Origin of the sequence: Sphingobium sp. RSMS (assembly GCF_005406185.4) — a bacterium.
GTDB lineage: Bacteria > Pseudomonadota > Alphaproteobacteria > Sphingomonadales > Sphingomonadaceae > Sphingobium > Sphingobium fuliginis.
Map to the genome: position 1 here is coordinate 3,595,677 of NZ_CM191257.1, position 19,153 is coordinate 3,614,829.

A 19,153-nucleotide genomic window follows, 5' to 3' on the forward strand; every position below is an offset into this window, starting at 1 on the left:
GTCATGCCGCCTGCGCGGCGGGCGTGGCAAGCGGGATGTGCAGCGCCCCGGCATAGCTGCGCGCCACATCCTCCAGCACATCGTCCCAGGCGAAGCGCGCCGCCGCCTCCGCCGCCGCAGCGCCCAGCGCGGCGCGGCGGGCGGGCTGGCGGATCAACCCCGCCACCGCCGCCGCATAGGCCCCGACATCCTTGGGCGGCACCAGCAGGCCGGTGCGCCCGTCAGCGATCAGGGCCGACGCGCTGGGCACATTGGCGGAGACGATGGCGAGGCCCGATGCCATCGCCTCCAGATTGACATTGCCGAACGCCTCCGTGACGGAGGGGTTGATGAGGATGTCGGCGCTGGCGACGGCGCGGCCCAGCATTTCTCCCGACAAATGGCCCATGAAGGTGGCGTTGGGCAGCCGCTCGGCCAGCCAGTTCCGCGCCGGTCCTTCGCCCACGATCAGCGGGCGGACGGCCAGGCCCTGGGCGCGGACGGCGCCGATGGTCTCGGCAAAGACGCGCAGCCCCTTTTCCAGCACCAGCCGACCGAAGAACAGCGGCACCATGTCCGCCGCATCATAGCCAAGCCCGGACCGGAAGGCCGGGTCGCGCAGCGTCGGACGGAAGCAGGCGGGGTCGATGCCGCGCCCCCAAATGGCGATCCGCTCTCCGCCAAGCCGCGCCGCCATATCCCGCGCTATGGGCAGGGTAGGGCAGAGGATGCGGTCGCAATCGCCGTAGAAGCGGTCGAGATAGCGTTCCACCGGCCCGCGCAGGAGGGACAGGCGATAATAGTCGAGATAGGTCTCGAAGCGGGTGTGCAGGCTGGCGACCACCGGAATGCCCAGCGCGCGGGCATGGTTCTGCGCCTGCCGCCCCAGCAGGTCCGGGGCGGAGAGGTGGACGATGTCGGGCGCGAAATCCTCGAAATCCTGACGGGCGGCGCGGGTGAAGCCCAGGGCGATGCGATATTCCGGGCGGCCGGGAATGCTGATCGATCGGACGGAGCGCACCTCGCCCACCGACGCGAACGCCTTGCGCGGCGCGGTGGGCGAATAGATCCGCACCTCCGCCCGCACGCGATGCAGCAGATAGGCGACCAGCCGGTTGAGCGCCTGGTTGGCGCCGTCGCGCACGCAATCATAATTGCCGGAAAACAGCGCGACCCGCAGCGGACGGCCCAGCGCCGCCGCCAGCGCAAGGCGGGATTGGGAAAGGCGCATGGGGTCGGCACGAAGGTCGGCGGCATGGTTCATGCCTGGTATACGCGGGGGGAGGATGGTCTATTCCCTCCGTTTACAGCAGGCGGGTCGGCGCTAGATTGAAGAGGTGACTCCCGCCCCCCAACCATCGCCGCGACCACTCGTCATGCTGAACTTGTTTCAGCATCCATTTGTCCCCACGAACCGCGGTCTCCGAAGGCGCGATGGATGCTGAAACAAGTTCAGCATGACGGAAGGAGGCGGGCTTCACGCCGACTTCGCACAACCCTGATACTAGCCTTCCTCGCGGCGCTCAGCGCAGGCGCCGCCGGCTATTGCCATTATCTGGGCTATCCCAACGGGCGAATCTTCACCCCGGTCCCCGCTGCCGCACCCAGGGAAGACGGCACCGTCGCGGTCTTCTTTTCCGGCGACATGGGGTTCAACGCAGGCATGGGCCCGGTGATCGCCCACCACATGGCGCAAGGCGGCGTCCCGGTGCTGGGCGTCAATTCGCTGGCCGCCTTCGCCCGCCGCCAATCGCCGGAGGAAAGCGGCAGACTGGTGGAGACGGCGGCCAGGCGCGCCCTGGCTCAGCCCGGCGCGCGCAGGCTGGTGCTGGCCGGGCAATCCTTCGGCGCGAACATGCTGCTCGCCGGGCTGGAGCGCCTGCCGCCCAGCCTGCGCGCCCGCGTCGCCATGGTCGCGCTGATCGTCCCCGCCGACACCATGCTGTTCCGCGCCACGCCCGGCGGCCTGTTCGACTTCGGGGACGACGGCCCGGCCGCGCCCGCAGCCCGTGCGCTCGACTGGGCCCCGGTACTATGCATCCATGGCGTCAAGGAAAGCGGCAGCCTCTGCCCCGGCTGGCGCCAGCCCAATGTCCGCGTCGTCGGCCTGCCCGGCGGCCATTTCCTGGAGGATGATTCGGAACGGATGGCGAAGACCCTGTTGCGCGCCTTGCCGGACCCGGCCCCGAACATTGCCAAAAATTCAGACAGCGCAGAGCCTCCCGCAATCTGAACGGGCCTAGAAGCCGTGATCGTTCCGGGAAAGGATGGGTCATATGGCGATAGGGAGGCTTTGGGCGGCGCTGGCGCTTCTGGTTGCAGCCGCCCCCGTCCTCGCGGCCAAGGTGCCCGTCGCGCAGCCAGAAGGATTGTGGCTCAGCCCGCACAATAATGTCGCCGTGCGCACCGGAGCGTGCGGCGACCGGCTGTGCGGCTGGATCGTCTGGGCCGACCGCGAGGCGCAGGCCGACGCCCGCGACGGCGGCACCCCCCGGCTGGTCGGCACCGAATTGCTAGAGGATTATCGCGCCGAGGGTAAAGGGCAATGGCGCGGCACCGTCTTCGTCCCCGATCTGGGCCGCCGCTTCAGCTCGCAGATCAGCCAGCTTTCGCCGGGCCAGTTGCGGGTCAAGGGCTGCATATTGGGCGGCCTCATCTGCAAGTCGCAGCTCTGGACCCGGATAGACCGGTTGCCGGGGCAGTCATGATCCGGTTCCGCCGCGTCCGTCTCTGGCTGATACCCGGCCTGCTCGCGGCGGCAGCGCTGCTGCTGTCGACCTCCAACGCCAGCAATCCGGCGCGGGCAGCGGCCGATCCGGTGCCCGGCGCGACCGGTCCGGTCGCGGAAAGCCAATATAGCCTCCCGCCGCTGGGCCGGATCGCCGTTTACCGGCCCGCAGGCGCGCCGAGCGGCGTCGTGCTGGCGCTGTCCGACCGCCATGGCTGGGACGATGACAGCGCCGACACCGCGCGCCTGTTGGCGGCCCGCGGCGCGCTGGTGGCGGGTATCTCCACGCCCGCCTTCCTGCGGGCGTTGCAGGCTTCGCGCCGCTGCATCAACCCCAATTACGGCATCATCGCGCTGGCCCGCGACCTGCAGCACCGGCTGGCGCTGCCCATGTACGACAAGCCGGTCCTGATCGGCCGGGGCGAGGGGGCGGCGCTGGCCTATGCGACGCTCGCCGCCGGACCCAATGGCGCGTACAAGGCAGTGGTCTCGCGGGACTTCACGCCATTTCTCGACGGCAGGCGGCCCTGGTGCCGGTCAGGCAGCCTGAAGGCCGCACCCGTGCATCATGGCTTGGCCTTCGCTCCCAGCCGCAAGCTCCCTTCGCCGTGGATCGTGCTGTCCGACGTCCGCCCCCGCCCGGCCCTGCAACGCTTCGTCGCCCGCACCGGCAGCGGCAGGCTGGTGACGGCCGCCAAGGGGCAGGGGGAAGTCGCGCTGCTCTCCCAGCTAAGGCCTTTCCTGGCCGCGCCGCCCGCCGACGCCGCTTTGCCCAGCGGGTTGCCGCTCAACATCGTCACCGACGCCGCCGCGCCGCGCACCGGCATGATGGCGGTCCTCTATTCGGGGGACGGCGGCTGGGTCGGGCTGGACAAGGATGTCGCGGGCCAACTCGCCCATGCGGGCATCCCGGTCGTCGGCATGGACAGCCTGTCCTATTTCTGGAGCCAGCGCACGCCCCAGGGCGCGGCCCGGGACCTGAGCGCGATCATCCGCGGCTATTCGCGCCATTGGCATCGCCCCCGCGTCCTGCTGGTGGGCTACAGCTTCGGCGCGGACGTGCTGCCCTATATCGTCGGCGGCCTGCCCGCCCCCCAGCGCACCCAGGTGCAGCGCCTGTCGCTGCTGGGCCTCAGCCCCAGCGCCGATTTCCAGTTCCACATGAGCAGTTGGCTGAACATGGATTCGAACCGTCAATATCCGACCATTCCCGCCATAAAGCGGCTGCGCGGCCTGCCGATGCTCTGCGTGCGCGGAACGCTGGAAGATGACAGCGCCTGCCCCTCCATCCCCCAAGGGTTGGCGCAGATGGTGGTCGTGCCCGGCGGCCATCATTTCGACCGCAACGCCCCGCTGTTGGTGACTCATATGCTGAAGGGGCTGACGATATGATCCTGGTCGAGCGGATCAAGGCCTGGAAAGCGCCGCTGACGGTCGCCGTCATGCTGGCGGTGGCGGCGCTGGGGCTGGTGGCGCTGCACGGCCTGTTGGCGGAAGTGCGGCTGAAGGACATCCGCCATGCCGTGCATCTGATCGCCGGCTGGCGGCTGGCGGCGGCGCTGGCGCTGACGGCGGCGAGCTACATTGCGCTCACCTTCTACGACTATGTCGCGCTGCGGATCGTCGGGCGGCCCCTGCCGTGGCGGACGGCGGCGCTGGCGTCCTTCTGCAGCTACACGCTCAGCCACAATCTCGGCCTCTCGCTGCTGACCGGCGGGTCGGCGCGCTACCGCATCTACACCGCCGCCGGGCTGGAGGGCGGCGACATCGCCCGCATCATCGCCTCGGCGGGCCTGTCCTTCTGGGGCGGGGTGTTCGTGCTGGCGGGCGCGCTGATGCTGGTCCATCCGGCCGGCATCGGCATCATGGGATGGACGATCGGCATGCCGTGGCAAAGGCTGGCGGGGGGCGCGATCCTGCTGACGGCGGCGGCGGTCCTGCTCCTCCTCGCCCGCCCCGCCCGCGCCCCGCGCCTGTTCGGCTGGCGGCTGGCCCTGCCGACCCAGGGGCAGGCGCTCGCCCAGATCGGCGTCGCCTGCATCGACCTTGCCGCCGCCAGCGCCGCGCTGTTCATCCTGGTGCCCGGCATCGCCCCGGCGCTCTATCCCACTTTGTTCCTGGCCTACGGGCTGGCGGTCATCGTCACTCTGGTCAGCCATGTGCCCGGCGGCCTGGGCATATTCGAGGCGGTGATCGTCGCCACCCTGCCCGATGTGGACAGGCCCAGCCTGCTCGCCGCGCTGATCGCCTATCGCCTGATCTATTATCTGATCCCGCTGCTGCTGGGCGTCGTCGCCATCGCCCTGCACGAAGGCAATGGCTGGCGCCATCCGGTCAGCCGGGTGCTGGACGGCGCGCAGGCCGCCGCGTCCGGCATGGCGCCGGTCATGCTGTCGCTGCTGGTGGCGGTGGGCGGCGTGATCCTGCTGATCTCTGGCGCGCTGCCCGCGATCCAGCACCGCATGCGCATCGTCACCGGCTGGCTGCCGCTGACCTTCATCGAAGCGTCCCATTTCGCCGCCAGCGTCATCGGCACGCTGCTGATCCTGCTGGCATCGGGCCTCTATCGCAGGCTGGACGCCGCCTTCTGGATGACGCGGGCGCTGCTGCTGGCGGGCGCGCTCTTCTCGCTGATCAAGGGGCTGGATTATGAGGAGGCGAGCGCGCTGCTGTTGATCGCCGCGCTGCTGCAATGGACGCGGGGCGCCTTCTACCGCCGCACCAGCTTCACCGCCGAAGCGCTGACCCCCGCCTGGATCGCGACGCTGGCCGTGGCGGTCGGCCTGTCGATCTGGATCGGCTTCTTCGCCTATAAGCATGTCGATTATCAGAACGACCTGTGGTGGCATTTCGGCCCGCACGCCAACGCCGCCCGCTTCCTGCGCGCCGGCCTTGCGACCGCGGTGCTGGCGGTCGGCGCCGCCTTCTGGCGCATGTTCCGCCCCGCGACCGCGCCGCGTCCCGCCGACCGCCGGTCCATCACGGCCAGCGCGGACGCACTGGCGCTGGCCCAACGGACCGACGCGCTGCTCGCGACTACCGGCGACAAGCTGTTCCTGATCTCCGGCACCGGCCGCGCCTTCGTCATGTACCAGGTGCAGGGACATAGCTGGATCGTGATGGGCGACCCCGTGGGCGACCAGTCGGAATGGCCCGACCTGCTGTGGCAGTTGCGCGAAAGGGCGGATGCAGAACAGGGCCGCCTGCTGCTCTACCAACTGAGCCTCGACGCCCTGCCGCTGGCGATCGACCTTGGCCTCGCCATCGTCAAATATGGCGAGGAAGCCCGCGTCGACCTGCATCATTTCACGCTCGACGGGCCGGACGCCAAGCCGCTGCGCTATGCCGAACGCCGCGCCATGCGCGAAGGGGCGACGTTCGAGATCGTGCCGGCGGGCCGGGTGCCGATGCTGCTGGCGGAATTGAAGGCGATCTCCGACCAATGGCTCGCCGCCAAGGGCCATGGCGAAAAGGCGTTCAGCGTCGGCCGCTTCGACCCCGCCTATATCGCCGCCTGCGACTGCGCCCTCGTCCGGCAGGAGGGACGGATCGTCGCCTTTGCCAATATCTGGGCCACCGCCAATCGCCGCGAACTGTCGGTCGACCTGATGCGCCATGCGGATGAGATGCCCTATGGCACGATGGATTTCCTGTTCATCCGCCTGATGCAATGGGGCCGCGAACAGGGCTATGACTGGTTCACCCTGGGCCTCGCGCCGCTGTCGGGCATAGAGGCGCGCCGTCTGTCGCCCTTCTGGGCCAAGGCGGGCGCCTTCTTCTTCCGCCATGGCGAAAGCTTCTACGGTTTCGAGGGGCTGCGCGCCTATAAGGACAAATATGCCCCGCGCTGGGAACCGCGCTTCATCGCCGGGCCAAGCGGCATATCCCTGTCTCGCGCGATGATCGACCTGCAAAAGCTGGTCGGCGGCGGACCGGGCAGCGCAGCGACAAGGACGCGGCGGCGCAGGACGCATGCACCGCCGGCGGCGGGCCTGGATGATGAGGGAGGCCAGTCATCGGGACGGCTGGCAGGGGCGGATGTGGGTTGAGATTTTCGGCTTGCCGGCTCGGAAGCGGGTGACGCAGAGGGGATGGCCGACGGTCTGAACGCTGCCCTTTCCGGAAGGAGCGCTGCGCGGCCTGATGGCGACGCTCGACCAAAACATCTTCCGCACATATCGCAAAAATCACGTGATGATATGTTGTAACTTTGCTCGGCCTCGCTTATGTAGCACGCACCATGCCGATCAGCCTTCGCCAGCATCTGCTCAACGGCCGGATCGATCGCATCGCGATCGCTCTGTCGGGCGTGTGCGTGGCGCATTGCTTCGGTACGGCCGTGCTGCTCGGCGTGCTCGCCTCCGCCGGAGGGATTTTCGAAAGCCCGATCTTCCATGAGGCCGGCTTGGTGCTGGCGATCCTGCTGGGCGCGGTAGCGCTCGGCCATGGCGCGGTGGCGCATGGCTTCATGATGCCGGCCGCCATCGGATCGCTGGGCCTGGGAATCATGGCGGGCGCGCTCACCATGGATCATGGCTGGCAGGAAAGCGCCTATACGCTGCTGGGCGTCGCGATCCTGGCGCTTGGCCACGATCTCAATCACCGCGCGGGGCGATAGCCGCTCCAACATCCCGCATGAAAAAAGGGGGCCGGCAAGCCCCCTTTTGCCTGGCCGCTGATTCCGGCTCAGATCGGTTTACGGTCCAGCCGATGTTCGCCCTTCACCCAGCGCACCGTGCCGGTGCTGGCGCGCATCACGACGCTGTCGGTGGTGAGCTTGCCGCCCGGCAGCCGCTTGACGCCGGCCAGCAACGATCCGTCGGTGACGCCGGTCGCCGCGAAGATGCAGTCGCCCTTGGCCAGTTCGTTGAGGTCATAGACCTTGTCCAGGTCGGCAATGCCCCATTTGCGGGCGCGTGCGCGCTCGTCATCGTTGCGGAACAGCAGCTTGCCCTTGAACTGCCCGCCGACGCAGCGGAGCGCCGCGCAGGCCAGAACGCCCTCCGGCGCGCCGCCCGATCCCATGTACATGTCGATATTGGTTTCGGGATTGGTGGTGGCGATCACGCCCGCCACGTCCCCGTCCGGGATCAGCATGATGCCGCAGCCGATGGCGCGCAGCTCCGCGATCAGCTTCTCATGGCGCGGCCGGTCCAGCACGCAGACGATGATCTCATGCGCGTCGACGCCCTTGGCGCGGGCGACCGCCTCGACATTCTCCTTCACCGACCTGTTGAGGTCGATGACGCCGTCGGGCAGGCCCGGGCCGACCGCCAGCTTCTCCATATAGACGTCGGGCGCGTTGAGCAGGCCGCCCTCTTCGGAAATCGCCAGCACGGCCAGCGCGTTGGGACCGGCCTTGGCGGTGATGGTGGTGCCCTCCAGCGGATCGAGCGCGATGTCGATCCGCGGGCCGGTGCCGATCGCGTTGCCGACCTTCTCCCCGATATAGAGCATCGGCGCTTCGTCGCGTTCGCCTTCACCGATGACGACGGTGCCGTCCATATAGAGGTCGTTGAAGGCCAGGCGCATCGCTTCGACCGCGGCGGCATCGGCGGCCTTCTCATCGCCGCGGCCGATCAGCTTCGACGCGGCGATCGCGGCCGCTTCGGTCACGCGCACCATCTCCAGCACCAGCACACGATCGAGTATCGAGCTTGCCTGCACCATGTCGTTTCCTCTTCAGCCGCTATTTTGGAGAGCGCGATAGGATGTCGCTCGAACATTGTCGAGGGTGCGCTTTTCGCGAGGGGGATGCAACGGAAGCGCGTTTGTGGCGTTCGCAGCAGGACAAGACCAAGGGCCGCTCCGATGATCCTTCTGCTGATTGCCGCCAGCCTCGCCGCGCAGCCCGATGGCGCGCCGCGCCGGATCGCCAGGGTTCGGCCTGCGCCATGCCAGGCCGTGCCGGCGCTGTGCCTGACCGAAACGGTCGCGCAGGAACCGCGTCTGGGACGAAGCGCGGCTTCAGCGGGCGACGGGAAGATGAGCGCCTACCGCTTCGATGCGCGGCCATGCCGGATCGTGGGCAATATGGGCTGCCCCAAGCGCGCCAATCGGCAGATATTCCGGCTGGGCGAACCCATCGGCCAGACGCTGGCCCGCAGTTTCGGGCTGGATTGAGCGTGCGGAACGAAGAGGGGTGTCGAAGCCCTGCCCCTCCCGCCTGTGGAAGGGATAAGGGGGGGGCGCAAGCGGCGAGCTTACAAGCTGGCTGTTGAAAACCGCCGCCGATGTCGCGCCAGCCACCCCTCTGTCGAAGGTCCTGGATGGGCCAATACCAGCGCCATGCCTTACACCTGCATTTCAATCCAGGATATGCATCACCATCGGCGTTTGCAGCAGGCTGTCCGACCCCGCCAGCCGGTCCAGCGTCTCCCTTACGCAGCGTTCCTCGCCTGCATGGGTGACGATCGCCACCAGCACGCCGTCCGTCTGGCTGGCGCCGCGCTGGATCATGCTCTCGATGGACACGCCGGCGTCGCGGGTCGCCGCCGCGATCTCCGCCAGCACGCCGGGCCGGTCCTGCACCTTGAAGCGCAGATAGGCGCGACCCACGCGCTTGCCCGCATCGGCCGGCTTCTGCTGGGCCAGGGCGGCCACGGGCATGGCGAGCGCGTCGCCATATTCGTCACGCGCCACGTCGATCAGGTCGGCGACCACCGCCGATGCGGTCGGCCCGTCGCCCGCGCCGCGTCCCTGGAAGAAAAGGCGGCCGACGAAATTGCCCTCCGCCACCACGGCGTTCAGCGACCCGTCGACATGGGCCAGCGGATGGTCGAGCGGCACCAGCATCGGGTGGACGCGCTGGAACAGGCCGTCGGGGCCATTTTCCGCCATGCCGACCAGCCGGATGCGATAGCCGAGCGCTGCCGCCTCCGCGATGTCCGCGGCGATGACATGGCGGATGCCGGTGGTCGCGACCGCATCGAAATCCAGTTCCGTGCCGAAGGCGAGGCTGGCGAGGATGGTCAGCTTGTGCGCGGCGTCGACACCGTCGATGTCGAAGCTGGGATCGGCCTCGGCATAGCCCAGTTCCTGCGCTTCCTTCAGCACCTCGTCGAAGCCGCGCCCTTCTTTCTCCATCGTGGTCAGGATGTAGTTGCAGGTGCCGTTGAGGATGCCGTAGACACGCGCAATCTCGTTCGCGGCCGCGCCTTCGCGCATGCCCTTGATGACCGGGATGCCGCCCGCGACCGCTGCTTCATATTTGAGGGCGACGCCCGCCTTCTCCGCCAGCCCGGCAAGGTCGAGGCCATGATGGGCCAGCATCGCCTTGTTCGCGGTGACGAAGGGCTTGCCGACGCTCAGGCACTGGCGGGCGAGGGTGAGGGCAGGGCCGTCCGCCCCGCCGATCAGTTCCACCACCACGTCGATGTCGTCGCGGGTCGCCAGCGTGGTCATGTCGTCGACCCATTCATAGGGGGAGAGGTCGACGCCGCGATCCTTGTTGCGGTCGCGCGCGGAGATGGCGACGATCTGGATCGGGCAACCGGCGCGGCGGGCGATCAGGTCGGCATTGGTCTGGAGCAGCCGAATGACCCCACCGCCCACCGTGCCGAGGCCGACCAGCGCGACGCGCAGCGGGGCATGGCGGTGCAGATTGGTCATGGCTTCCGTTCATCCTTCCTGATCACGAGACGCCGCGCTGATAGCGGCGTCTGCGCTTCTGTCCAAGAAAAAGGAGCCGGCCGCGGAACCGGAAGGCTGCCGCCATCGCGCAATCAGCGCGCCGTCCTTGTCCGCCCGCAGGGGCCCAGGGCGTCCAGGACCATCTGATAATCCGCGCGCGCCAGCTCGGCGTCCTGGGGCGAAAGCGCCCGCACGGACCGGGCCGGCAGCGCGTTGGGCAGGCCGCAGGCCAGGCGGTACCAGAGCAGGCTGCCCGGCGCCGGGGGCCGGGCAGCCTCATCCACGATCTCGCCCAGCGCCACGGCCCAGCGCGGTTGTTGCCCGGGCCGGCGCAGGATGGACAGCGAGACGGGGTCGCCATTTTCCGTGCGCAGGAAAATCTGCGTCTCCCCTTCGCCGGCGATCGTGCCCGCGACATGGAAGGCATCGCCCAGTCCGATGATGCGGGGCGGCGCATCGACGGCGACCAGTTCGGACAGGATCGCCTTCACCCGCTCGGTCTCCGCAGGGGATGCGACGATCTGCGCATCGCGTGCGACGAGCTGGATTTCGCCGGGGCGCCCGCCGGGACGCGCGAACAGGATGACCTGCGCTTTCTTCAGCTTGGGCATCTTGCCCCGCGCATTGAGCGGCGCGTCGTAGAGGTAACGGACGATGGGGCTGATTCCCCCCTCGCCGCGAATCAGATTGGCGACATTCGCCTCCACATAGACCCTTTGATACCCTGCCGGGACGGTGCCGGCCTGCGCGGGTTTCAATTTGATGATGTTGCCAATCCGCGCCTGTGCCACCAGCGGCGCGGCGTCCGCGAGGTCCGCGATGTCCGCATAGGAGAGTCCCGCCACGCGTTCCGATGGTTGCGTTACCATCCGGCCCGAACCCGTCTGAGCCACGGAAATCTGCGATTGTACGGCGGAAATGAGGCAGAGCAGGGCGAGCTTCCGCAGGGGCATGGTGGATTTCTTTTTCATCTTCGTCCTAATGATGGCAGTCCGTGACATGTTTGTCACATGCAAGTCTTTCCGGTGTGTAATGGCGGTCGCAAATGATCATATCGATAAAGCGTTTGCGTGCCACGATGCGCCGCGATAGGAGTTCGCACGGTAGCAAATGGACGGATAGGGGCCAAGATGACCGGGGTAGCCCGGCCAGCTCGGGCCGTTTTTGGCTTATTTGCCGATAATCAACTGGTAAGCTGAGTTAAGGAGTGTCGTTGCCGAATGGCCTATGCTGACCACTCGCAAGGATCGAGTCGCACGATCTCGATCATTATCGTCGCCCTGATTCACGCTGTTCTGGGTTATGCCTTCGTCACCGGTCTTGGCATGAAATATGTCAAAAAGGCGGCGGAACAGCTGAACGTGATCGACGTCAAGGAGGAACCGCCGCCACCGGACGAGGAGCCGCCGCCGCCGCCGCCAGACCAGCCGGTCGAACCGCCGCCGGTCGTCGCACCGCCGCCGATCGTTCAGACCCCGGCCCCCGCACCGCCGATCCAGACGGTCCGGACTCCGCCGCCGGTCTTCAACCCGGTTCCGGTTGCCGCTCCGCCGCCGCCGCCGGCTCCCCCGCCGCCGGAGGTGCCCGCATCCCGTGCGTCGCCGCGCAGCAGCCCGGGCAGCTGGCTCAGCGATGCCGACTATCCGAGCCGCGCGCAGCGTGAAGAACGCTCGGGTACGGCCGGGTTCCGGCTGGAAATCGGCCCGGACGGTCGCGTGACCAACTGCACCATCACCTCTTCGACCGGCCATGCCGACCTCGACGAGGCGACGTGCCGCCTGCTTCCGAAGCGTGCGAGGTTCAAGCCCGCGACGGCAGCCGGAGGTGGTCCGATGTCGGACACGTACAATGGCCGGATCACCTGGCGTCTGCCGGAATGATTTTGAAAAGGGCGGGCGAGCGCCTCCGGATGACTGGACGCCGCCTACCCTTGTTTATTGATCCTTTGAGAGGGAAGTCTTGAACATGTTGATGTATCTCGCAGCAGCTGCCGCGCCCAAGGCGGAGAACCCGTATGGCCTGATGGAGGCCCTTGAGCAGGGCGGCACCATCGCCTGGACCGTCTTCATCATCCTTTGCGGTATGTCGATCGGCACCTTCTACATTCTGTTCACCAAGCTGATCGAACAGCAGAAGGTGATCAACCAGGGCAAGAAGGTTCGTGCGACCTTCTGGCGCGCCGCCACCCTGAAGGAAGGCACCGCCAAGCTGGAAAAGAACTCGGCCTACAAGCAGATCGTCGACGACGGCATCAAGGCCCAGGAAGAACACACCAAGCTGACCGACCCGGTCGAAGCCCATGACTGGCTGCACGGCTCGCTCGCCCGTTCGGAAGCCTCGATCAATTCGAAGCTCGGCGGCGGCCTGGCGTTCCTCGCCACCGTCGGTTCGACCTCGCCGTTCATCGGTCTGTTCGGTACGGTTATCGGTATCTACCGCGCGCTCATCAAGATCGGTGCTGCCGGTCAGGCCTCGATCGACGCCGTCGCCGGCCCGGTCGGTGAAGCTCTGATCATGACCGCCCTGGGTCTGGCCGTGGCCGTTCCCGCGGTGCTGGCCTACAACTTCCTGCAGCGCCGCAACAAGTCGATCGCGGAACAGCTCAACGGCTTCACCGTCGACCTGCTGGCTCACCTGGTGTCGAACGGCGCCGTGAAGCCGACGATCGCCGCTGCCCCGGCCGCTCCGGCCGCCAAGCCGGCCGCTGCGCCGACCAAGGCCTGATAGGCTGAGATGCCGGCAAGGGGGCCGGCGGCGGCTGCGACGCCCGGTCCCCTTATCGGACGTGGGTCCCGGAATGCCGGGGCGCCATCGACAAGCATGTTAGGAAATAATCAATGGCAATGAGTGTTGGCTCTGACGGCGGTGAAGACAAGCCGATGTCCGACATCAACACGACGCCGCTCGTCGACGTCATGCTGGTGTTGCTCATCATCTTCCTCATCGCGGTCCCGGTCGTCGTCCAGACGGTTCAGCTGCAGCTCCCCAAGGTCGCGTTCGAGCCGACGACGACGAAACCGGAAAACGTCTCCCTGTCGATCACGCAGGGCTCCGACGGTAGCTGTGCGGTCTACTGGAACCTGACCCGCGTCTCCTCCGACGAGCTGCTCGACCGTGCGGTCGCGAAGCTGGAGGCGGACATCAAGAAGGCGGGCGGCGTTGAGAATCTGACGCCCGAGGATCTGCCCGAAGTGCATATCCGCGGCGACATCAACGTTCCCTATCGGTGCATCGGCGGTACCATCTACACGATGCAGCGCGCCGGTTTCCCGAAGGTCGGCTTCATATCCGAGCCCGAGCCGGGTTCGCATACGCAGCGGCTTTAAGTTACAGCCCTTTGTGCCGCATTTTCAGACCTGATGGCCGGTCCACGTCCATCGATGAAAATGCTCTAGGAGTATCGCCATGGCAATGAGTGCCGGAAGAGACGATGGCGAACCGATGGTGGAAATGAACACGACGCCGTTGATCGACGTCATGCTCGTTCTCCTCATCATGTTCATCATCACCATCCCGATCCAGACCCACGCGGTCAAGATCGACCTGCCGCAGAACGCGCCGCCGACCGACAGCGTCATCGACCCTGTCAAGAACAAGGTGGCGATCGATCCCAGCGGCGTCATCACCTGGAACGGTTCGGCCATCGACCTGCTGACCCTGCGTCAGTATCTGCAGCAGTCGCTGCGGTTGCCGGTCGAACCCGAATTGCAGTTCCAGCCCAATGCCGCCACCCGCTACGTCGTCGTCGACGAAGTGCTGGCGGAGATCAAGCGCGCTGGCGTGACGAAGCTGGGCTTCGTCGGCAACGAACAGTACGGCAATTTCTAAGGCCGTCAGAACCGGAGCCGGCATAACGCCGGAACCGGTTCGGTAGGATTTGCGCATCGAAAGGGGCGCAGGACGGGCGTTCGCTGGATCATCGGACGTCCGTGCGCCCCCAGGGCACGAATACGCCGCCGCCGTCTGGCCGGGAATGTTCGACTTCCCGTTTCCGGGCGCGGGCTGGGGTGACGCAATCGGGCGCGTGATGCGCGGACCTGCATGGGGGCTGCTTCGGCGGCCCCTTATTTTTGCCCGGCCAGGTTCGGCTTAATGCTTTCTTCACCGCGACGGGCGATGATGCGGCCGGTCAAATCGGCATGGGATCATGGGCGCCAAAGTTCAGACAAACCCGTATCACGGCAATAATCGTCTGGCGGATCGCCGCACGGCTGTGATCGGCGTTCGGGTCCGACGCCCGGGCGAGACCTGGTTCAAGAGCCACATCACCGATGTCTCCGAAGTCGGCTTCCGCTTGAAAAGCTTCATGAAACTGGCGGCGGACGATGATCTGTGGATCATGCTGCCGGGCTTCGAAGGCCGCCGGGCGCGTGTGTTGTGGAGCCGGTCGCATGAATCGGGCTGCGTCTTCGAACGCCCGCTGCATCCGGCGATTCTCGATCACATCATCCAGATCAGCCAGTAAACCGGCGGCGATTCGCTTGCTGGCGCGCTTAGTTCAAAGGCCGCCATCACGCCGATGATTGGCGCCGATGGGGACGCCGGCCCATCGTCTCCTCCACGGCTGCGGTTACCCGCTGACGGTGCCGCTGGCCCGCTCCGGACCATCCCATCCGCGTCTCCATCCGCGTCGTCCTCGACCGGCGCGATGAACTTCGCTGCCGTCCATGCGATCTTCGCCTTGTTTTGGCAGCGGCCGCAGCATTGCCGATGCCGGGCGGTGATGGGCGCGGCGTCGCATCGGACTGGAGAGCATGATGACGCGACAAGCCTTCATGTCCACGGCCTCAACCCTCCCGTCCATGGCGGCTTCGAGTGTATTGGCGGCGCTCCGACGCAGCCGGGTGGCACTATATCCTGCTCGTCATGAATGGTGCTTCGACCGCCTGTTCTGCGCCTGCCGAAGCGTCATTCCGATCCATCGCGCATCGCCATCAATCCGTCAGAAGAACAGCTTGCGGAAGCTGATCGTCACCGCGCGCCCCAGCGGGTCCAGATAACCCGGCTGGTACCGGACCGGCGTGGTCCCGTTCGCATCGGTCACGCTGCGCCGCTGGTTGAAGAGATTGTCGATGCCGATCGATATGCGCGCCCCGCGCAGGAACGGATGGTTCTTCACCAGCGAAGGCATCTGCCCCAGATTGGCGAACAGGCGCAGGTCCACCGTCGCCAGGCTGCCGAAGTCCAGCCGCGACGCGCCGCCTGCCGTGCCGTTCAGGGCGCCGTCGACATGGGTGCCGCTTTCCCAATCCACGCTCAACCGCGCGCCGAGGCCGTTATTGGTATAGCCTATCCGTGCATTCAGCTCATGCCGTGGCTGGCCGCCCGACGACCCCGTGGCGTCGCCGTTCAGCAGGTCCAGTTCCGGCACGCCGGGCGCGATCAGGATGCTCTCCGTGAAATGCCAGCTGTGATAGAGGCTGAAGCTGAGCCGGCCGCCGCCCCCGCCGCCACGGCCGCCGCCGAAACCTCCCGGCCCGCCAAAGCCGCCGCCGGGACCGCGCGGACCTCCGCCAAAGCCTCCGTCCGGGCCGCCCCGACTGCCTTCGCCGCGTGGCCGCTCGCCGCCATCCTGTCCTTGAGGGGGCTGTCCGCCCTGGCCGCCGCCCGGCCCGCGATTGCCGAACAGGCTGCGCAGGTCCTGCAACTCCTTGGGCCGCTCCTCGGGCCTGGCGCCGGCGGCACGCCAGGCTTCCACCACCTTCTGGATGTGCGATTTCAGCGGAATGGAAAGGTCGAAACCCCAGCGGAGCTGCTCGCTCCGCGATCGCAGATAATTGATCGGCCGCGCATCGACCTGCACCAGATTGCCGTCTTCGTCCCGCAGGAAGCGCTTGGGGAAGGCGTCCTCAATGGCGGGGCTCGGCGTCGGGAAGGCCGAGATCGGGTTGCTCGTCCGGCTGTTGGTGTAGGTCGCCGTCAGCGTAAGGTTGGGTTTGTCGAACGGCTTGATATTGGCGCTGAGGCGGAACTGGTCGCGCACGCTCTCCTTGAGGGCGGCATTGCCTCCGCTCAGTTGCGTCACGAAGACGGTCTGCCCGGTCGCATAGTCGAACACCGACACATTGGGCGTGGACACCAGCGGATCGGTGATCTGCGTGCCCGTGGGCGCGGCGCGATCCTGGTTGGCCGACATCAGCAACTGCACGGCGGGCACCGGCCGCCAGCGCATGCCGTACCCCAGGGTCGAAAGCGTGCCGAAGTCGGAATAATGCTGCGCCGCCGCGTTCACATTGACGCCGATGTCGCCCACCGCGCCCAGCACGCCCTTCGACCGGCTGGTGATCGGCAGGTCGACGCTGATCTGCCCGCTGCCGATTTCCCGGCTGTAGCTGTTGTCGCGCTCCTCGCCCGAACGGATCGACCAGCTATCGAAGCCATTGGCCGATCCGCCCACGCGCACCGCGGTCGTCACCGCCCCGGCCGGCAGGTCGAACAGCGGACCCGACAGCAGCAGGTCGCCCTGCACCGCCTTCGATTCCGCCTCCGCCCGGTCGATCACCCGCGTCGACAGCAGGTCGGACGAAAAGCCGCCGAACGGGTCCGCGCCTGCATCGATCGCGCTCTGGATCGCTCCGGTCGCAAACCCCCGGTCGGTCGAAGTCCGGGTGTTCGAATAATCGCCATTGCCGGTGAACGACCATTGCCAGCCGCCGCCCAGCAGGCCGTTCAGCGTCACGCCGACATGGCCGGTCGTGCCCTTGATCTGCTGTCCCAACTCGCCCGCCTGGCGCAGATAGCGATAGAAGCTCGTCGGCGTGGCGAAGGGCGAGAAGGGGTTGCCGGCGGGCAGGTCGAACGCGGCTGCCTGAAACCCTTGCAGGCTGTCATTGTCGGACAGTTCCAGCCGCCCGTTGACGGTCACGGACACCTTGCCCAGCGCGCGGGCCAGCGTCGCATTGGCGGCGAAGCTCTCCGTCGCCGGGCTGAGCGTGCGATGATGGGCCAGTTCGCCGCCGGTCATGCCATTCCCGCCCACCAGAAAGGCGTCGAGGCCCGATTGCCGGTTGGCCTGCTCACCCTGCACGGTCGGCACCACGCCGCGCTCGCTCTCCAGCAGGGATGCGGCGGTCTTGTACTGCAGGTTGAGGGTGAAGCGATTATCGCCCCGGATGCGCAGCAGCCCGCCTTCCGCCGAGCCATTCTCCCGCCCGCCCTGCGTCGTCGTGCCCGCGCGCAGGTCCACCGTTTCGGCGCGGAACCGCTGGCGCAGCACGATGTTCACCACCTTCTGCGTCGGCGCATAGCCATAGCTGAGCGCCACCTGTTCGGGCAGGATGTCGACCCGCGCCACCGCTTCGGACGGGATGTCCTGAATTTCCGAAAAGCTGGAGATCCGCTTGCCGTTCAGCAGGATCACCGGCGTCCCATTGGTCTGAGGCGACAGTTCGGAGATCATTTCGGATATGGACGTGACGCCCAGGGCGCGGACATCGGCGGGGGAAAGCTGCTGCTCCGGCTTGACATTGCCGACCACCGCGCCGCGTTCGGGCTGGCCGGTGACGACGATCTCATCGGCATCGTCCATCTGCCCGGCCGGGCCCCTCGGCTCCTCGGTCTGCGCCATCAGCGCCCCCGGCGCCGCACTCATCATCAACGGAAACAGAAGACAGGCAAAGGAACGGCGCACTGTTTACCCCTTAGGATCAAACCCTGAATGCCCTCCCTCTAGGGGGAAGTTGTCGCAAGACTCTGGCAATGCCCATAAAGATTTGTCGCAAAATGTAATCCGGCATCGTGCCGCCCGGGTCGGGGCCGCATCGCAAAAGGCCCTGGCGGCGGGACTGCGACCTGCCATGCCGGAGGGGGATCGCGCGTCTGCCGATTGCATTGCCCGCCAGACTTTCTACACCTTTGCGCATGCGCACGCTCTATCCCGCCATCGAACCCTTCGCTTCCGGACATCTCGACATGGGGGATGGCCACCGCGTCTATTGGGAGCGGGCCGGGACGCCGGGCGCCAAGCCGGCCGTCTTCCTGCATGGCGGGCCGGGCGGCGGCATATCGCCCGACCACCGCCGCCTGTTCGATCCGGAACGCTACGACGTCCTCCTCTTCGACCAGCGTGGCTGCGGTCGCTCGACGCCCCATGCGGAGCTGGAGGCGAACACGAGCTGGCACCTGGTCGCGGACATCGAACGCCTGCGGCAGATGATGGGCGTCGACCGATGGCTGGTCTTCGGCGGAAGCTGGGGGTCCACGCTGGCGCTGGCCTATGCCCAGAGCCATGCCGACCGCGTGACCGAACTGGTGCTGCGCGGCATCTTCACCATCCGCAAGCAGGAGATCGACTGGTATTATCAGCAGGGCGCCAGCCGCATCTATCCGGACAAATGGGAACGTTTCGTCGCGCCCATTCCGGAGGCGGAGCGTGGCGACCTGCTCCACGCCTATCGGCGCATCCTGACCGGCGACGATCGCGCGCGGCAGATCGCCGCGGCCAAGGCCTGGAGCGTCTGGGAGGGCGAGACCATCCGCCTGCTGCCCGACGAAGCGCTGTCCGCCACGCATGAGGCCGATGATTTCGCGCTCGCCTTCGCGCGGATCGAAAATCATTACTTCGTCCATGGCGGCTGGCTGGAGGAGGGGCAGCTCATCCGGGACGCCGGGAAACTGGCGGGCATCCCCGGCGTCATCGTGCAGGGCCGCTATGACATGGCCTGCCCCGCCGAAACCGCCTGGGCGCTGCACAGGGCCTGGCCCGGGGCGCGCTTCGAGATGATCGAAGGGGCGGGCCATGCGTTCAACGAACCCGGCATATTGGACGCGCTCATCCGGGCGACGGACGGGTTTGCCGCTCAAGCGAAAGGATAA

At 67.1% G+C, this 19,153-nt stretch carries 17 protein-coding genes; 12 read left to right on the plus strand and 5 right to left on the minus strand.

All coding sequences use genetic code 11. The features are described from left to right. Position 1: 1 nt before the first annotated feature. Complete coding sequence (locus tag EGM87_RS17495; protein ID WP_137709445.1) at positions 2 to 1,243, minus strand: glycosyltransferase family 4 protein; 1,242 nt, start codon at positions 1,241 to 1,243, stop codon at positions 2 to 4. Positions 1,244 to 1,417: 174 nt separating this feature from the next. Between EGM87_RS17495 and EGM87_RS17500 the strand changes: the two genes are divergently transcribed. The 5 genes from EGM87_RS17500 to EGM87_RS17520 all read left to right on the plus strand — a co-directional run bounded on the left by EGM87_RS17500 (position 1,418) and on the right by EGM87_RS17520 (position 7,325). After that, entirely contained in the window at positions 1,418 to 2,212 is a 795-nt protein-coding gene (locus tag EGM87_RS17500; protein WP_137709444.1) for an AcvB/VirJ family lysyl-phosphatidylglycerol hydrolase, read from the plus strand. 43 nt (positions 2,213 to 2,255) lie between these two features. Further along, entirely contained in the window at positions 2,256 to 2,687 is a 432-nt protein-coding gene (locus EGM87_RS17505; protein WP_137709443.1) for a DUF2147 domain-containing protein, read from the plus strand. Then, the gene (locus EGM87_RS17510) at positions 2,684 to 4,099 is read left to right on the plus strand and encodes a virulence factor family protein (protein WP_244309646.1); all 1,416 of its coding nucleotides are present in this window, start codon (positions 2,684 to 2,686) and stop codon (positions 4,097 to 4,099) included. The genes EGM87_RS17505 and EGM87_RS17510 overlap by 4 nt, the downstream gene beginning before the upstream one ends. Beyond that, complete coding sequence (gene mprF / locus EGM87_RS17515; protein ID WP_253719099.1) at positions 4,096 to 6,756, plus strand: bifunctional lysylphosphatidylglycerol flippase/synthetase MprF; 2,661 nt, start codon at positions 4,096 to 4,098, stop codon at positions 6,754 to 6,756. Before EGM87_RS17510 ends, mprF begins: the two co-directional genes overlap by 4 nt. Before the next feature lie 191 nt (positions 6,757 to 6,947). After that, entirely contained in the window at positions 6,948 to 7,325 is a 378-nt protein-coding gene (locus EGM87_RS17520) for a MerC domain-containing protein (protein WP_025549324.1), read from the plus strand. A gap of 68 nt (positions 7,326 to 7,393) precedes the next feature. On the opposite strand, the gene glpX is transcribed toward EGM87_RS17520, so the two are convergent. Then, the gene (gene glpX, locus EGM87_RS17525; protein ID WP_025549323.1) at positions 7,394 to 8,377 is read right to left on the minus strand and encodes a class II fructose-bisphosphatase; all 984 of its coding nucleotides are present in this window, start codon (positions 8,375 to 8,377) and stop codon (positions 7,394 to 7,396) included. Positions 8,378 to 8,518: 141 nt separating this feature from the next. Between glpX and EGM87_RS17530 the strand changes: the two genes are divergently transcribed. Beyond that, positions 8,519 to 8,830 carry a hypothetical protein gene (locus tag EGM87_RS17530; protein ID WP_048577062.1) on the plus strand — a complete coding sequence of 104 codons (312 nt, stop codon included), beginning with the start codon at positions 8,519 to 8,521 and terminating at the stop codon, positions 8,828 to 8,830. A 183-nt stretch (positions 8,831 to 9,013) separates the two neighbouring features. On the opposite strand, the gene EGM87_RS17535 is transcribed toward EGM87_RS17530, so the two are convergent. Continuing rightward, positions 9,014 to 10,318, minus strand: a complete 1,305-nt coding sequence (locus EGM87_RS17535; protein WP_025549321.1) for a homoserine dehydrogenase — start codon at positions 10,316 to 10,318, stop codon at positions 9,014 to 9,016. A 113-nt stretch (positions 10,319 to 10,431) separates the two neighbouring features. Then, positions 10,432 to 11,292, minus strand: a complete 861-nt coding sequence (locus EGM87_RS17540; RefSeq protein ID WP_137709442.1) for a hypothetical protein — start codon at positions 11,290 to 11,292, stop codon at positions 10,432 to 10,434. Positions 11,293 to 11,559: 267 nt separating this feature from the next. Here EGM87_RS17540 and EGM87_RS17545 point away from each other — a divergent pair, with 267 nt between their 5' ends. From EGM87_RS17545 to EGM87_RS17565, 5 genes are all read left to right on the plus strand, one after another. Further along, on the plus strand, positions 11,560 to 12,219 hold the full coding sequence (locus EGM87_RS17545; RefSeq protein ID WP_025549319.1) for an energy transducer TonB: 660 nt from the start codon (positions 11,560 to 11,562) through the stop codon (positions 12,217 to 12,219). 85 nt (positions 12,220 to 12,304) lie between these two features. Then, positions 12,305 to 13,063 (plus strand): MotA/TolQ/ExbB proton channel family protein, encoded by a 759-nt coding sequence (locus EGM87_RS17550; RefSeq protein ID WP_025549317.1) that lies wholly within the window; start codon positions 12,305 to 12,307, stop codon positions 13,061 to 13,063. A 113-nt stretch (positions 13,064 to 13,176) separates the two neighbouring features. Next, entirely contained in the window at positions 13,177 to 13,665 is a 489-nt protein-coding gene (locus EGM87_RS17555; RefSeq protein WP_025549316.1) for an ExbD/TolR family protein, read from the plus strand. A 79-nt stretch (positions 13,666 to 13,744) separates the two neighbouring features. Continuing rightward, complete coding sequence (locus EGM87_RS17560) at positions 13,745 to 14,167, plus strand: ExbD/TolR family protein (RefSeq protein ID WP_025549315.1); 423 nt, start codon at positions 13,745 to 13,747, stop codon at positions 14,165 to 14,167. Between the two features lie 319 nt (positions 14,168 to 14,486). Then, the gene (locus EGM87_RS17565) at positions 14,487 to 14,804 is read left to right on the plus strand and encodes a PilZ domain-containing protein (protein ID WP_137709441.1); all 318 of its coding nucleotides are present in this window, start codon (positions 14,487 to 14,489) and stop codon (positions 14,802 to 14,804) included. Between the two features lie 477 nt (positions 14,805 to 15,281). On the opposite strand, the gene EGM87_RS17570 is transcribed toward EGM87_RS17565, so the two are convergent. After that, entirely contained in the window at positions 15,282 to 17,969 is a 2,688-nt protein-coding gene (locus tag EGM87_RS17570) for a TonB-dependent receptor (protein ID WP_171009993.1), read from the minus strand. Positions 17,970 to 18,199: 230 nt separating this feature from the next. Here EGM87_RS17570 and pip point away from each other — a divergent pair, with 230 nt between their 5' ends. After that, the gene (gene pip, locus EGM87_RS17575; RefSeq protein WP_025549311.1) at positions 18,200 to 19,153 is read left to right on the plus strand and encodes a prolyl aminopeptidase; all 954 of its coding nucleotides are present in this window, start codon (positions 18,200 to 18,202) and stop codon (positions 19,151 to 19,153) included.